Source organism: Sphaerospermopsis sp. FACHB-1094 (genome assembly GCF_014696195.1).
In the GTDB taxonomy this organism is placed as follows: Bacteria; Cyanobacteriota; Cyanobacteriia; order Cyanobacteriales; family Nostocaceae; genus Sphaerospermopsis; species Sphaerospermopsis kisseleviana.
The window spans coordinates 1-15089 of the sequence record NZ_JACJPT010000046.1 but is presented as its reverse complement, the minus strand read 5'-3'; the positions used below and the strand labels follow the sequence as shown (position 1 = coordinate 15089).

The 15089-nt window shown below is 35.2% G+C and carries 14 protein-coding genes; 5 read left to right on the top strand and 9 right to left on the bottom strand.

Annotated features, from left to right (window positions below; all coding sequences use genetic code 11):
• Positions 1-84 precede the first annotated feature (84 nt).
• Complete coding sequence (locus H6F47_RS15160) at positions 85-963, top strand: aspartoacylase (RefSeq protein WP_190649837.1); 879 nt, start codon at positions 85-87, stop codon at positions 961-963.
• A 51-nt stretch (positions 964-1014) separates the two neighbouring features.
• On the opposite strand, the gene H6F47_RS15155 is transcribed toward H6F47_RS15160, so the two are convergent.
• From H6F47_RS15155 to H6F47_RS15140, 4 genes are all read right to left on the bottom strand, one after another.
• The gene (locus H6F47_RS15155; RefSeq protein ID WP_190649835.1) at positions 1015-2127 is read right to left on the bottom strand and encodes a glycosyltransferase family 4 protein; all 1113 of its coding nucleotides are present in this window, start codon (positions 2125-2127) and stop codon (positions 1015-1017) included.
• A 96-nt stretch (positions 2128-2223) separates the two neighbouring features.
• A complete protein-coding gene (locus tag H6F47_RS15150; RefSeq protein WP_190649833.1) occupies positions 2224-3000 on the bottom strand; it encodes a PIG-L deacetylase family protein in 777 nt (258 codons plus the stop codon).
• Between the two features lie 339 nt (positions 3001-3339).
• Positions 3340-5565, bottom strand: a complete 2226-nt coding sequence (locus H6F47_RS15145; protein WP_190649831.1) for a hypothetical protein — start codon at positions 5563-5565, stop codon at positions 3340-3342.
• A gap of 42 nt (positions 5566-5607) precedes the next feature.
• Positions 5608-5745, bottom strand: coding sequence for a hypothetical protein (locus H6F47_RS15140; protein WP_190348001.1), 138 nt, complete (start codon positions 5743-5745; stop codon positions 5608-5610).
• A 443-nt stretch (positions 5746-6188) separates the two neighbouring features.
• Here H6F47_RS15140 and H6F47_RS15135 point away from each other — a divergent pair, with 443 nt between their 5' ends.
• Positions 6189-7367: a glycosyltransferase family 4 protein gene (locus H6F47_RS15135; RefSeq protein WP_096572782.1), complete on the top strand. Its 1179-nt coding sequence runs from the start codon at positions 6189-6191 to the stop codon at positions 7365-7367.
• Between the two features lie 30 nt (positions 7368-7397).
• Positions 7398-8531 carry a glycosyltransferase gene (locus H6F47_RS15130; protein WP_190649829.1) on the top strand — a complete coding sequence of 378 codons (1134 nt, stop codon included), beginning with the start codon at positions 7398-7400 and terminating at the stop codon, positions 8529-8531.
• Between the two features lie 349 nt (positions 8532-8880).
• Here the strand turns inward: H6F47_RS15130 and H6F47_RS15125 are convergent, their stop codons facing one another.
• Positions 8881-9144: a hypothetical protein gene (locus H6F47_RS15125; protein ID WP_190649827.1), complete on the bottom strand. Its 264-nt coding sequence runs from the start codon at positions 9142-9144 to the stop codon at positions 8881-8883.
• Between the two features lie 226 nt (positions 9145-9370).
• Positions 9371-10696 (bottom strand): mechanosensitive ion channel family protein, encoded by a 1326-nt coding sequence (locus tag H6F47_RS15120; protein WP_347239088.1) that lies wholly within the window; start codon positions 10694-10696, stop codon positions 9371-9373.
• Positions 10697-11066: 370 nt separating this feature from the next.
• Here H6F47_RS15120 and H6F47_RS15115 point away from each other — a divergent pair, with 370 nt between their 5' ends.
• Both H6F47_RS15115 and ahcY read left to right on the top strand, forming a co-directional pair.
• A complete protein-coding gene (locus H6F47_RS15115; RefSeq protein WP_190649825.1) occupies positions 11067-11870 on the top strand; it encodes a hypothetical protein in 804 nt (267 codons plus the stop codon).
• 231 nt (positions 11871-12101) lie between these two features.
• Positions 12102-13379: an adenosylhomocysteinase gene (ahcY, locus tag H6F47_RS15110; RefSeq protein WP_137669233.1), complete on the top strand. Its 1278-nt coding sequence runs from the start codon at positions 12102-12104 to the stop codon at positions 13377-13379.
• Positions 13380-13446: 67 nt separating this feature from the next.
• On the opposite strand, the gene H6F47_RS15105 is transcribed toward ahcY, so the two are convergent.
• The 3 genes from H6F47_RS15105 to H6F47_RS15095 all read right to left on the bottom strand — a co-directional run bounded on the left by H6F47_RS15105 (position 13447) and on the right by H6F47_RS15095 (position 15002).
• Positions 13447-13932, bottom strand: a complete 486-nt coding sequence (locus H6F47_RS15105; protein ID WP_190649823.1) for a hypothetical protein — start codon at positions 13930-13932, stop codon at positions 13447-13449.
• 186 nt (positions 13933-14118) lie between these two features.
• Entirely contained in the window at positions 14119-14541 is a 423-nt protein-coding gene (locus H6F47_RS15100; RefSeq protein WP_190649821.1) for a hypothetical protein, read from the bottom strand.
• Positions 14542-14561: 20 nt separating this feature from the next.
• Positions 14562-15002 (bottom strand): hypothetical protein, encoded by a 441-nt coding sequence (locus tag H6F47_RS15095; protein ID WP_242027404.1) that lies wholly within the window; start codon positions 15000-15002, stop codon positions 14562-14564.
• Positions 15003-15089: the final 87 nt, after the last annotated feature.

Sequence of the window (15089 nt, the reverse complement as noted above, 5' to 3'; positions counted from 1 at the left end):
GCTTAACCAACTTGTACAATAAATTGGGGCTGGCAGAAATTTTCTGCCTTCTTTTATTGTCAGGTTTTTATAGATGAGGTAATTATGAATCAAATCAATCGTGTGGCAATTGTTGGAGGCAGTCACGGTAATGAATTAATTGGAGTTTATTTAATCAAAAAGTTCCATAAATATCCAGATTTAATTCAGAGATCAAGTTTTGAAACTTTGTCATTATTCGGTAATCCTAAAGCTATTGCCAGTGTAAGCAGATACATTGATAAAGATTTAAATCGTTGCTTTACTGGAGACAATTTACCTGATGACAAAATTTCTATTTATGAAGAATTAAGGGCTAGGGAAATTCAAGCAATTTTGCAACCACAAAACCAAGATTGTGTAAATGCAATTATTGATTTACATACGACTACAGCCAACATGGGATTATGTATTATTTTAGGTAATATGCACCCCCTATTATTACGTTTGGCGGCTCATCTGAGTGCAATTAATCCTTTGGTAAAAGTTTATAGTCATCAACAACCTAGAAATAGTGGTTTTCTCCGTTCTTTAAGTGAATTAGGTTTAGCTATAGAAGTTGGTGCTGTCGCTCAAGGTATTTTAAATGCGGAATTGTTTCAAAAAACAGAACAACTTATTTATGCTGTGTTGGACTATTTTGAAGGATGTAACCAAGGGAAAATTCCCCAACATAACAACACGCTGACACTTTATCAATCTATTGGTGCGGTTGATTATCCTAGAAATGAAGATGGGGAAATTAAAGCGATGATTCATCCCCAACTTCAATTTAGAGATTATCAACCTCTCCATCCTGGTGATCCAATTTTTCTCACTTTTGAAGATGAAGAAATTCTCTATGAGGGAGAGTCTATTGTGTATCCTCTCTTTATCAATGAAGCTGCTTATTATGAAAAAGGAATTGCCATGTATTTTAGTCAAAAGGAAGTGATTAATATATAGCAATAAATAGAGAATAGGTAAGGTAGATGAATGGATATTGATGACTAATGACTATTTACCTACTACTAATTCTCTCATTTGTATTGGGTTGATGACGGCATATTTTCTAGTTAACTCACGGTATACAGCCAATGTTTCCTCACTTACTCGCATGGTACTAAATCTTTCTAGATTTTGCTGGGCGCGTAATTTCCAGCTTTGTAATTGTTGAGGATCTTTGAGTAATTGCGCTAAGGTATTAGCCAATGTTTGGCTATCTTTGGGTGGAATAAGAATACCAGCTTGACGATGATCTAAAGTTTCAGGAATGCCATCTACATCACTAGCGACAATGGCACAACCGGCTTCTCGTGCTTCTGTTAAAACTAAACCAAATGATTCACAGTGTGAGGCGAGAACAAAGATATCTGTGGATAACATATATCGTTGGGGTTCTGGTTGGAAACCTTCAAAATGAATACGTTTGCGTAGTTTACCGCAGTTTTTAACCATGCTCTCAAATATAGCACGGTCTGGTCCATCTCCTACTAAATAAAGATGGGCTTGAGGAAAATCTTTAGCAATAGTTTGAAAGGCTGCAATTAACTCACCAATACCTTTTCTAGTATACATTCCTGCTACTGTGGTTATGGCTGGATGATGTAGTTTTATGGGTTGATAATCTTGGATTTTTCTATGTCGAGGACTGCCTAAAGTGCCGTTAGCAACTACTCGTAATTTTTCGGCAGGAATACCACGGCGGATCATAGAATCAGCTACTGCATGACTAACTGCAATTACCCGATCTGCTAATCCCATTAATACTGCACTACGTTGAAATTCATTATGTACAGTGGAAACTAAACTATATTCATGATTATTTCTCAAAATTCCTGCTAGTACAACTCCTGTCATCATGTGGGCATGAACAATATCTGGTTGAAATTCTTTGATAATTTCTCGATAACGCCAAGCTGCTTTAATGATGTTTAATGGTGTACGTGATTGATTGAGTTGAAAATGCTCAATTCCATGATTTGCTAATAATTTTTCGTATTCTCCACCTGCTGAAGCAACAGCAACTTTAAAACCTTGTTTTGATTGTAAACAAGCTAAGTCTACTGCGACATTGACAATTCCGTTACCGATTTTTTGGACATGGTTCGTAATGTGTAGGATACGCATTTATTTGTTCTCCACGGCAATTGTTGTTAATAGAAATTTCACCAGGCAAAAGATGTTGATATTTTAGCTTTGAGCTTTTGATTCAATACATGAGAATTAATTATGAAAGAAGATTTCTTCTGAAGATAAAAATCGTTTGATAAAGCCTGGTGGTAGGGTTTGCATTTGGGAAGGATAGGCAGCGATCGCTCTTTTTTTCTTTTCTTGTACTGAGGTAATTGATAAGCGATACGCTGACTTAATATCATTGAATTTTAAGAGGATAAATAAGGGCGCTCTCCAAAATACCCAAATAGGATATTGTAGGAGTTGGACTTTAATTCCACTCTGGGCGATCGCCTCTTTTACCAAGTAATATGTAGCTTCATGATCTCTATGACAATCTTTACGGTGAGGAACATAAACTTCTCCTGGTTGATAACGTTTTAACAGTTCGGAAATCTGTGCAATGGTTTGTTGTTTTTCTTCAGGATTTAAATCTGGTAAACTGCCATCTTTTTTATTCAAAAAGTGAATTTCTGAAGGAGAAATACCCAAAATACTTAATGCTTCTAAAGACTCTTGGTTACGAATTTGAATAATTTGATTTTGAATATTTGTATCTGTACCATGGGAACCACGTCCATCGGTTAAAAAAGTGACGGCTACTTTTATTCCTTGTTCCCGTTTGCGAGCGATCATCCCACCACAACCTAAAGTTTCATCATCTTGATGGGGAGAAAAAACCATTGCAGAAGCTTCACTAAATTGAAACTGTTCACTTCCCCAACCTAAAATAAATTTTGCAAGTAAACTAGCATGAATATATTGGACTGTATTTAATAAATTGCTGGGAATTAATTTTTGTAATTCCATCAAGGTTGTTTTTAGCATATTTTTTTACTTCCTCTACTTCTATTAATTTATTCTCTAAACAGAGTCTCAACCTATGAAAATTAAGGACAAGTACAAAGCCTTAATTATCATCATATTTAAATAAAAACAGCTAGATTTATTGATTTTGTAAATTTGTTCTATGATTATGAAGATTAAATTGTACATGAATCAGCACACCAAAAAATTTTATTTGTTCACATTAACAATCATTATTGGATGGCAAATGAGCAAATATTCTGACTCATGTACGGGTTTAGCATTGCTAAACCCATACTTAATCCTAAATGCTGGATTTTTACACTTAATCCAAATCCAATAAGTTGGATAACCTAATTTTTAGGAAATTGGTAAACGATAAATAATCACTTTTCCTTTCCAATTTTCTTCCACAAACACTAAATATTCACCATTACGACGACGAAAAGCGCGGATACCGTGGGGAATATCCACCCAACCACTTTCTCCACCAACTTCTGAACCTGGACTAAATTTTTTTACAAGTTTGCCTGTAGTGGCATTATAGATATTAACCTCCGCAGTTTTAGATGTCACTGTAAATACATAATCTCCTGCTACACTCATAGCGGCGGTAGCAATTTCTCGTTTACCAGTGGTGTCATAAGGAATGACACTTCGCCATTTAGGAGTGCGATTTCCTTTACTCCAATTATCAAATCGGGCAATTTCTGACCCGACAACTCCCGAATCATCACCAATAGCAGGATGTTCAACAGTAAAACCTGACAAATACATCGTATCTGTTTCGGGAAAATATTCAATTCTTCGCAAATCTTTAAAGAAGCTAGGAGTCTTTTCCTTTTGCATGGAACGATAGGTATAAATCGGATTTCCTTGACTATCTAATCCCTGTAAAGGATAATGGCGAATACCATCTTCCGTTCGCAAAGTTTTCCACATATCACCTTTAGTATCTACCCACCAACCTCCTATGTAGGGATAATCTTCACTGTTGTCATATTCATTTTGATCAAATGCACCATTACCATTTTTATCTCGCCAGATCCATTCTCCTTTGGCTGGTTGATACGGAGGCCAATTACCGTTTATAGATTTACCTTGATCATTAGTTCCCACAAACATTCCCGCGGGAATAGCAATTTCACCATCTGTTTTTGGATCAAAACGATAAATTTGCACCATACTTCCGAACATATGTGTCAGAAATAAAAAAGGCTTTCCTTGAATGCGACGGAAAATAGGAGCATCTGGGGATGTATGTAGACGCGGATCTTGAGGATATTTGAAAGGATTTAAAGTATAAGCTTTATATGTCCACTGTTTACCTGCTGGTTTACTGTAATCCATCCAATATTCTTCTTGTTTGGTGAAAAGATTAACACCATCACTTTTAGGATCTGTATCGGCATTATCAACAAAGATTAAACCAAGTAATTGCCATTGCAGTTTTCCCGATGGGGAGAATTTTCTTAAATCTGTTCCTGAATTATTAAAGCCATTATTGTTGATATAGAAATTGCCGGCACTATCTGCACCAACGCCTGTAATACCATAAAGTTTTAAGTCTTGAACTTCTCCAGGAACACCACTATAAATTCCATTTTTAGTTCCGAAAGTTCCTACCTGGACAGGTTGGTTTTTGATGTTGTAAATGAGTACCTGTTGCCGGATGCCATTTTCAGCTACTAATATTCTATCTTGTTTATAAATGGCGATCGCTGTAGGATCAACAACATCTACAATTTGTTGGGGTAATTTCTTACCAGTTTGGTCATAATGAACTATTTTCCCTGGTGTATTACCTTTTTTATTTTGAATAATCCATAAAGTTCCCCGTGGATCAACGGCTATTCCTCCGGGATTATTAACAGTAAATTTTCCCGTTTCCTGCATTGTTTCTGTATTGAAAATACGCACAATGTTGGCATCAGCATTACTCACAAATAACTTATTACCTACAATTGCTAAACCAGTAACTTCGCTTTTGTCACTGATAATTAACATACTTTTATCCCAGCCATTTCCCCCAGGAAAAGGTGCAGGTTTTCCCGTTAAATCATAGCGTCTCACACAGTACCAAGTTTTACCCTCAGAAGGATAACCTTCTTTTTGACTACTCATTCCTCCCTGTCTCATAGCAACATAAATATATTTGCTATTGGCTGTAACCGCTTTCCCACCCAGACGATACCAACCATGCAAGTCTTTTAGGAAACCTATGACTTTACCATCTTTATAGATAGCTGCTTCCATGCCAGCTTCATCCCAAATGCTGTTAGTATAAATTAGTCCATTTCCTGTAACATACATCGCCTCTATATAGTTTTGTACCCTTAGTTCTCCCTTACCAATAGTATTACCAAGCCAAGATGTTTGATAAGTAAATACTGGTGCTGTAGCTGTTTGAGTTGTGGCTTTTTCCATTGTCATTCCCGCAAAGATGACAATTAAGCTACAAGTGACAGACAGTAAAATTTTGACAGCTATATTTTGTCGCCAGTACCTACTCCTAACTACATTATTGATAACTTGAATTAGCTGTTGTTGATTTTTTTGAATTTGTGAAGTGAATCTGTTTTTCATAAAATTGCTATGGCTGCATATTGGCAAAAATGAGTTGCTAAATTATGCTTTTGCTTTTTGATATCTTGTTCCTTTTCTAAAAACCGTAGCGAAAACGTAGCGGAGAAAAGGCACAGAAACATCATTGGTACTAAACATCAATAAACTAACAAATAAATGTTGCATTTTAGGTAATTTCATCAGAACTTTATCAAAAAAATATATTTTTTATATTTTCTCATCTGCCAATATTATTCTTTTTCAGAAAAATAATTTATCTTCCCCTCGGAACTTGTTAATTATAATACAGGATTCATCAAAGCCTAATTCTGTAGATAGATACAAAGCTTGAGAAAATATTTAATTATCAAAGGTGCGGATTTAATAGATATTAATGATATCAATGATATTAATAATCACAGTAATACTTTTACTAAGTACAAAATCCCAAGACTCCCTGTACTCAGTAAACTCAATATATAAAAATAATTTATTCAAAAACTACCTGATTTACAAATTTTTAACCGGATTAAACTAAAGGTTTGTTAATTGATGATTGTGAGCATTAACTGTATCGTTTCAGACTTACCTATTAAATAAGTTTCATCGTGTGAGGAAGTTAAGGAGATAATTAGGTGGAAGGTATGACAAAAACTCAGGAATTAGCTTCTGCGTCTATCCTCACATTGGGAACAGGTTGGTTTCCCAAAACACCGGGAGGATTAGAAAGGTATATTTATGAACTAACTCAAAAATTAGCTCTAAATAAAGACCGAATAGAATTATGTGGTGTAGGTTTACCTGATGCAAAAAATACACCCATTCAGTCAAATATTCAGTTAAATAATTTAGCATCTCCAGATAGTCAAATTTGGAAAAGATTATGGTCCATTCGGACTAACTTCCAAAAAACTAGATTAGATCAACCTGATGCAATTAATCTACATTTCGCATTATATAGCTTTCCGATTTTGGATCTTTTACCGAAAGAAGTACCAATTACTTTTAATTTTCATGGTCCTTGGGCTTCGGAAAGTAAGGAAGAAGAAGTAAATAAAAAACTAAGTATTTGGATGAAGAAGCAATTAATAGAAAAAAATACCTATAATCGCTGCGATCGCTTCATTGTTCTCAGCCAAGCTTTTGGTAATATTTTACATCAACAATATCAAGTTCCCTGGCATAAAATTCACATTATCCCCGGTGGAGTAGACATCAATCACTTTCAATATAATTTATCTCGTCTCACAGCCAGAAAACAACTAGGTTGGCCAACTGATCGACCAATATTATTTACCTCCCGTCGTCTAGTTTATCGCATGGGAATTGATAAGTTATTACAAGCACTAGCCATAATTAAACCCACAATTCCTGATATTTGGTTAGCTATTGCTGGACGTGGACATATTCAAAATTTACTACAACAACAGGTGATAGAACTTGGACTAGAAAACAATGTTAAATTCTTAGGTTTTTTACCTGATGAACAGTTACCAATTGCTTACCAAGCTGCTAATTTAACAGTAATGCCCAGTCAGTCTTTTGAAGGTTTTGGATTAGCAATTGTGGAATCTTTAGCCTGTGGTACTCCAGTTTTATGCACACCTGTAGGGGGAATGCCGGAAATTTTACAGGGTTTTGCACCAGATTTAATTACTGATTCTATTACTGTTGATAGCATTGCTGATAAATTAGAACAAGCAATGTTAAGAAAAATCATTTTACCTTCTAGAGAAGAATGTCGTAATTATGCAGTACAAAATTATGATTGGAATCATATTTCTCAACAAGTAAGACAAGTTATTTTAGCTGATCAAAATTGATAAATTAAACGCAGATAAAGGTAGATAATAATGAAGATTTTGTTTTTAGATCAAAGTGGTAAACCGGGTGGTGCTGAGTTATGTTTATTAGATATTGCTAAACCCTTTGCTAATAATTCTTTGGTTGGTTTATTTGCAGATGGTGATTTTAGAAAGTTACTGGAAATTAATCATATTCCTGTGGAAGTTTTAGCAACTCAAGCTATTAAAGTTAAAAAACAAAGTAGTTTATTTACAGCATTAGCTAGTTTAGGAAAACTCACACCTTTAATTAATAAAGTCGTGACACGCGCTAGGGAATATGATTTAATTTACGCTAATACTCAAAAAGCTTTAGTTGTCGGTGCAATAGCAAGTTTTCTCTCTCGTCGTCCTTTGGTTTATCATTTACACGATATTCTATCTTTAGAACATTTTAGTAACACTAATCTCCGGGTTGCTATTACTTTAATTAATCGCTTTGCATCTTTAGTAATTGCTAATTCTCAAGCTAGTAAAACTGCATTTATCCAAGCTGGTGGGAAACCTGATTTTGTAGAAGTTGTCTATAATGGTTTTGCTATTAAAAATTATCAAGTTTCTGAAAATGAACCTCGGCAATTAAGGCTAAATTTGGGATTAGAGGATAAATTTGTAGTGGGACATTTTAGCCGTCTTTCTCCCTGGAAAGGACAGCATATTTTAATTGATGCTTTGGCAGAATGTCCAGAAAATGTTAATGTTATTTTGGTCGGTGATGCTTTATTTGGTGAGGATGAATATGTACAAGAATTACACCATCAAGTAAAAGCTTTAAATTTAGAAAACCGAGTTAAATTTTTAGGTTTTCGTGATGATATTCCCCAATTAATGTCAGCTTGTGATTTAGTGGCACATACATCAATTGCACCTGAACCTTTTGGTAGAGTTATTGTGGAAGCGATGCTATGCGGTAAACCTGTGGTTGCTGCTAAAGCTGGGGGTGCAATAGAATTAGTTGAAGATGGGATAAATGGTTTTTTAATCACACCAAATAACCCCCAAGAATTAGCACAGGTAATTAATCATTGTGATCAGGAAAAAGACTTGATGCAAAATATCGCTAATTATGCTAGAATTATTGCTAGTCAAAAGTTTGATGTGAATATTATTAATCAGCAAATTCAAGAATTGTTAAAAAGGTGATCAGATCCCCGACTTCTATTTTATATCTCTGGTTGATGAAGATTAAATATTAGAGAAGTCGGGGATATTAGCTAAATATAAGTTTTTTAAATATTGATTTTGCTAAAATAGATCAATTGCGCCTTGTTGACAATAATCAGCCTTTATTCTCAAGATTATTGAGAATGTTGTCAATAATTCAACGCAAATACGTTTTTTCAGGATTGATTAATCCTTATTTACTTTTTGTGCTATGATTATATGTATAATCTACTTGGGTATTTTTGCTATTTTTTAGAAAAATCCTATAATTGTAGGTGTTGGGTTTCCTGATGTCTACCCAACCCAGGACTGTTTAATTAACTTTTAATTACGCTGCTTCCCGCATTGGCGAAGAAATACTCACTTCTGGAAGGGGAAGGGAAAGTTGTTCAGCTTGAGGTAATGCTGCTTCCTCCAAAACTGTAACTTCAATATTGACACTGACTAAATAACTACCCGTATCCGCACCTACCGCTTCAGCAATTAATTTTGCTATGTCTGGACGTTTTGCGGTCAGAGGATCACGTAAAATACAACGATCCCATTCATGCTTGGCAGTTGGATTAAGATTGAGAATATAGTGCTTCATCATAGTAATACCCTTGTAATACCCTTGAATCCATCTTCCAGATATTGTTTACAGGTCGGACACGATGAATTTATCATAGTACATTTATACTAAATTTGCAAGAGAATAGCGAAAAACCCATGACTTATCCAGGACTTATGCAAAAAATAACGAAAGTAGCGGCAATTCATGAATTACCGCTACACCAGAACAGGGTTTGAATCACATTTTAAGTCAGTCAAATATCTGCTTAATGCAAAGATGAACCATTTTCTTGATAACTCAATAACTGAACATCATTAACCCAGATTGATTGTTGAGGTACGGGAATATTAATTCCAACTTCATCAAAAGCAATTTTCAGACGACGACGATATTCTCGCGCTACATCCCATTGTTTGAGGGGTTGGGTTTTGATCCAAACACGAATCATCATCCCGCGATCGCCAAAATTATCAATTCCCAAAATACTGGGGGTTTCAATAATTTGTCGTTTCCATTGAGGTTCTTGATTCATCTGGATAGCGACATTTTCAATTAATTTCAAAGCCTTATCAATATCAGTTTGATAAGAAACTGGAATAATTAAATCAGCACGAGACCAGCGACTAGAAAGATTAGCTACAACTTTAATTTCGCTGTTAGGAATTGTAATTAATCTTCCTTCTGCATCCCGTATTTGAGTCATTCGCAAATTGAGATTTTCCACTAAACCACCCACATTTCCCACGGTAATCACATCACCCAAAGCATATTGATCTTCAAGAATAATCAAAAAGCCATTAATGGCATCTTTAATTAAGTTCTGAGAAGCCAAAGATACAGCCACACCAATTAAACCAGCACCAGCTAAAAGAGGAACAATATTTATTCCCAAAGCAATTAAGGACATTAGGATTCCTGCACCTACCCAAATAATGATAGTGATACTTTTAGTAACCCCAGAAAATGTGGATATTCTCAATTGCAAACGTTCGGAAGTTTCTGGAGTTAGTAATGCTCCACCACTGATGATAGTAGAAGTAAAATGATCTATAATGGCATAGGTAAACCTTACTATTAGATATGTTCCCACACCAACAACTATTAATTTAATGGGAATTTTGGCAATGGTGAGAATCCCAATTTGTAGGGCTTGGGTAGCAGGAAATAGTCCTAAAATAATTAAACTACCACTGACCCAAATTCCAGCTTGTGCAAGTTGAAATAGTCGGGTTTTAACTTCTTGAAGATGTCGCTCTTGCTGTTTATTTAGTAATGTAGTGATGGGTTGATCTTCTGAGGAATCAGAGTCAGAGACTTTGAGGAAATTATTACTTAAACGTTTTTGGAAACGACGAACTCCCCAACTCATGATTACCATAGCGATGGTAGTACCAGAGGCGATCGCCAATTGTTCTAAAAATTGATTTTCTTTTTCTTGTTGTGGTTGAGTTAATGTTGTTTTAGTAAATGTAGTTTTATGTAAACTTTCTGGTATTTCTGGTAAATTATTCGGTGTCTGGGCTGTAGCTTTAGGTATGGGTGCAATGGATATGATCATTGAACCCGTAATCGCTAAAAATTTACCTAGCACTTAAATACCTCCTTGGGTAATAGACATTTTGTGGTCATGAAATGTGTATAACCACGAAACCCCTGTAGGGATAATTCATGAATTGTCCCTATGATAATTTTTACCAGATGTTTCATGATCTATGTCAGGGTTTAGGATTGCTAAACCCCTTACTTTTGACGACCTCTTGTGTACAGAATCTTGGCAAATCATTAAATAGGAGTCCTATAGTCTTACCAGAGAAAGATGAAAAAACCAAAAGTTAGATCGGGTCTTAATCTTACTTATGTTGAAGATATAGGTAGTATGTAATAGCTAATAGGTATTTATGATAAAATATGGCTAATTAAATGTAGAACAGATTAGAAAAAATATTTGGGAAAAATTGTCTATGTCTCGACCATCTTTTGTAATTTTTGCCCAAAATTACCTTTTGGCACTACTTAGTAATTATGGTAATGTTTTCCTCAATGAACTTATTCCCCGTAACCCTAAATTGAGAGTCTATAAACATCCTTCTCGATTAGGCTGGGAAAGTACATACATAAAAACACTTTTTACTGATAACCCGCGTATATTGGTTAGTCCTGAAGTGGTGGCAGAAGCAAAAATGGTAGATGTATTGTTTGAACCTGACATCAATAAATCTAGGACATCCTTGGGACTATTGGGAGAATTTACTTCAAATCCGTGTATTATTTCACCTCTACGCTGGACACCAAATATCTGGGAATTACGAACTTGTCTCAGTCATTTTTTAACATGGACAAGTGAAGCTGATGGTAAGATTATTCCTGTCAATGAAACTTTAAAAGATACAGATCAGGAAAAATCAGAAGAGGAGGATAATAAAAGCCAATTGATCATCGTTCCCTCGATTTTCCCTGACCATTTTCGAGGATTTGGAATTAAATCATCTAATATTCCAGGTGTTTATAATTTACCTGCAATTTTTTGTACTACTATTGTTGTTACCAGTGAATTGCCTATAGATGTTTCAACTTTATGGCTGAGGATTTTAGGACGTGGAAAAACTCAAAGACAAGCGATAATGGAACTTTTTAACTCAGGTATTGATAATCCACTTTATACTTTAGCTCGGCAGCAGTTACATCAATGGTATCAACTTTTATTACCAGGTGACATGGGTAAGGAATCTCAGCTATTGATGCAAACTTTGGCTTCATTGATTTAATCAAATCTACTCACTGCTAAGTAGCTGGTCATAATTCAATCTAAAATGTGGGATGGGCCAGACAGCCCGTCAACAGGCTAGAAGCCTGTTCCACTATCTGGCAATGAAAAATTACCTTTGCTGATCAATCGGGAATGAGTATTTACCGGAAAATATGGCTACTTGTCAGAAAATATTGTTAAAGTACGTAAAGGTTTATCAACCTGTTGCATTTTTTAGAGGATAATTTTCATGACCGCAACCGCTCCCAGATTAAAGCACGAGGTTAAAGACCTCGCTCTCGCTCCCTTGGGAAGACAACGTATTGACTGGGCTGGCCGGGAAATGCCAGTATTAAAGCAAATTCGCGATCGCTTTGAGAAAGAAAAGCCTTTTGCTGGTTTGCGCTTAGTTGCTTGCGCCCACGTTACCACCGAAACCGCCCATTTGGCGATCGCCTTAAAAGCGGGTGGTGCTGATGCAGTTTTAATTGCCAGTAACCCCTTATCAACTCAGGATGATGTGGCTGCTTGTTTAGTCACAGATTATGAAATTCCTGTATTTGCGATGAAAGGCGAAGATGCGGAAACCTATAGCCGCCACGTGCAAATCGCTTTAGATCATCGTCCTAACATTATTATTGATGACGGTAGTGATGTAGTAGCCGAATTGGTTCAACACCGTCAAGATCAAATTAAAGATTTAATTGGTACAACCGAAGAAACCACCACCGGTATTGTCCGTTTACGCGCCATGTTGGCTGATGGTGTGTTAACCTTCCCCGCGATGAACGTTAACGACGCAGACACCAAGCACTTCTTTGATAACCGCTACGGTACTGGTCAATCTACTTTAGATGGCATTATCCGCGCTACAAACATTTTGCTGGCTGGTAAAACCATTGTAGTAGCTGGTTATGGCTGGTGTGGTAAAGGTACTGCTTTACGTGCGCGTGGTTTGGGTGCTAACGTTATCGTTACGGAAATTGACCCCATTAAAGCGATTGAAGCGGTAATGGATGGTTTCCGGGTATTACCGATGTCTGAAGCTGCATCTCAGGGTGACTTGTTTATTACCGTGACAGGTAACAAGCACGTAGTCCGGGGTGAACACTTCGATGTCATGAAAGATGGGGCGATCGTTTGTAACTCTGGTCACTTTGATATTGAGTTAGATTTGAAATATTTAGCAAGTCAAGCTAAGGAAATCAAGACTGTAAGACCTTTCACAGAGCAGTATATTCTCAACAGTGGTAAATCTGTGATTGTACTGGGTGAAGGTCGTTTAGTTAACCTCGCTGCTGCGGAGGGACATCCTAGCGCGGTGATGGATATGAGTTTTGCAAACCAAGCGTTAGCTTGTGAATACCTGGTGAAGAATAAGGGTAAGTTAGCACCTGGTTTGTATTCTATTCCTACTGAGGTTGATCAAGAAATTGCTCGTTTGAAGTTGCAAGCGTTGGGTATTGCAATTGATAGTTTGACTGCTGATCAGGTTGAGTATATCAATTCTTGGCAGTCTGGAACTTAAATCATTGATTAGTTGATTTTTTGGGGATAGGCGTTTTGCTTATCCCTTTTTTTATAATTTATTGGTGTTACTTTAGTACAAATAAAACATCAGCATAGCTTTGGTATTGATTGTTATTAAAAGTCCAATTTAGTAACAAATCATCCTTTTTAAAAGAGCGTGTATTTAGATATTCATCAATTTTACTTTTTAACAAAGTAAAATCCCTTTTCAACTTCCAACTATCTTCTAAAGAATTAGTATCTACAAGAACTAAAAATAACCTATTACTTGCATCAAATCTTTGAGAACCTTGATTTTCATACAACCAGCGCAAAAGTTCACGTGGTTGTTTTAATGTCTCATTGATAATATCTCTTCTAATTTTCACAAAATTATCATAAAAATCTTTTACATTCTGCTGGGAACTTTCAGTAAAAGCTGTAATCAAGTCAATCAATAGTTCATCATCGGGACGATTTTGATCAAAAGGAAGATTAAATATTTTGGCTGTCTTCTTTAACTCTGATAATTCCTTAATTGTTAGTTTTCTTTTCTTTCTCTCATTTTCCATAAAACCTTTAGGAAAATACGTTACCTTTAAATCAAAAGGTATATCATCAATGAAAAAATCAACTTGTTTAATTAACCCTACAGTTGGTAAAACACGCTCATGATCTTTAAAAATATCCTCAATAATAATTGATGTCCAATTATTATACCAAGAACACAGAACAAAACCTTTTAAACTATGTAAAATTTAATTTTTTACTTTTTCTATTAAATTATCATAATTAGTAATCTTTTTTATGTAGTTATCAACTAGATACTTATTAATATCATTTTGATGGATACCACCCCAGTCAAAAACTCTTAGCTTATATAATTCTGCTAGTAACTCTTGTTCATGTATACGACGTTCTTCTCTTTGTCCTTCATATATTTGATTAATAGAATCATGAATAGTTTTTAAAGAAATATTAGATTTAAAAAGTGTTTCAAGATACTGCTTTACTCCTAAATTATCTGAAGATATTTGTGCTTTTTGAAATAAATGCAAGTAATAATCTTTCCGAGCCAAAGAACGTAATTTTAAAAAATATAATCCTTCAGAAGATGATGTTAATTCAAAAAATTTATTTTCATCATAGAGCCGAGAAAGTTGATAAAATGTGTAACTCATTTGATTTTTCAGATTTAAGATTATTTTGAGTGAATATTAGGTATTTCTTTAGACCAATTAGGTAATTTTTCTAAAAAAATCAATTTTATATTATCTTCATTTCCAGGTTTTTGATAGATTAAAACGAAATCATTTTTTAAACCCCCTTTTCTGTTGTCTTGTATTACTGAATTAGCTGAATATTTCATAGGAAATAATCCTCGAAATTGTAATTGATTATCAGATGGTATTACCTCTTTTAAAAACTGCCAACTATCAGCATCTCTCGCATTAAAAAATAGAGCTAATATTCCACCAGGTTTGAGGATACGAGTAGCGGTTTGCATAAATTCCCTCATTTCAGCCACATAATTGTTTTTATTTTTTCCTCGATTACGAGCATTAGAAACTACAATTTCTTGAGAAAAATCCGGATTTTTATCTATTAAACAATTCCACATTTCACTCCAGGGTAAGCTCATCTAATTTGGTATAAAATGAACTTGACAAAAGAAACAAGATAAGCAGCAGCGAGCAGAGAAAAATTTGACTTGACATGGGAGCAAAAG

Coding starts and splice junctions, on each gene's coding strand:
- H6F47_RS15160 (WP_190649837.1), top strand. CDS start 85: ATGAATCAAATCAATCGTGTGGCAATTGTTGGAGGCAGTCACGGTAAT.
- H6F47_RS15155 (WP_190649835.1), bottom strand. CDS start 2,127: ATGCGTATCCTACACATTACGAACCATGTCCAAAAAATCGGTAACGGA.
- H6F47_RS15150 (WP_190649833.1), bottom strand. CDS start 3,000: ATGCTAAAAACAACCTTGATGGAATTACAAAAATTAATTCCCAGCAAT.
- H6F47_RS15145 (WP_190649831.1), bottom strand. CDS start 5,565: ATGAAAAACAGATTCACTTCACAAATTCAAAAAAATCAACAACAGCTA.
- H6F47_RS15140 (WP_190348001.1), bottom strand. CDS start 5,745: ATGAAATTACCTAAAATGCAACATTTATTTGTTAGTTTATTGATGTTT.
- H6F47_RS15135 (WP_096572782.1), top strand. CDS start 6,189: ATGACAAAAACTCAGGAATTAGCTTCTGCGTCTATCCTCACATTGGGA.
- H6F47_RS15130 (WP_190649829.1), top strand. CDS start 7,398: ATGAAGATTTTGTTTTTAGATCAAAGTGGTAAACCGGGTGGTGCTGAG.
- H6F47_RS15125 (WP_190649827.1), bottom strand. CDS start 9,144: ATGATGAAGCACTATATTCTCAATCTTAATCCAACTGCCAAGCATGAA.
- H6F47_RS15115 (WP_190649825.1), top strand. CDS start 11,067: ATGTCTCGACCATCTTTTGTAATTTTTGCCCAAAATTACCTTTTGGCA.
- ahcY (WP_137669233.1), top strand. CDS start 12,102: ATGACCGCAACCGCTCCCAGATTAAAGCACGAGGTTAAAGACCTCGCT.
- H6F47_RS15105 (WP_190649823.1), bottom strand. CDS start 13,932: ATGGAAAATGAGAGAAAGAAAAGAAAACTAACAATTAAGGAATTATCA.
- H6F47_RS15100 (WP_190649821.1), bottom strand. CDS start 14,541: ATGAGTTACACATTTTATCAACTTTCTCGGCTCTATGATGAAAATAAA.
- H6F47_RS15095 (WP_242027404.1), bottom strand. CDS start 15,002: ATGAGCTTACCCTGGAGTGAAATGTGGAATTGTTTAATAGATAAAAAT.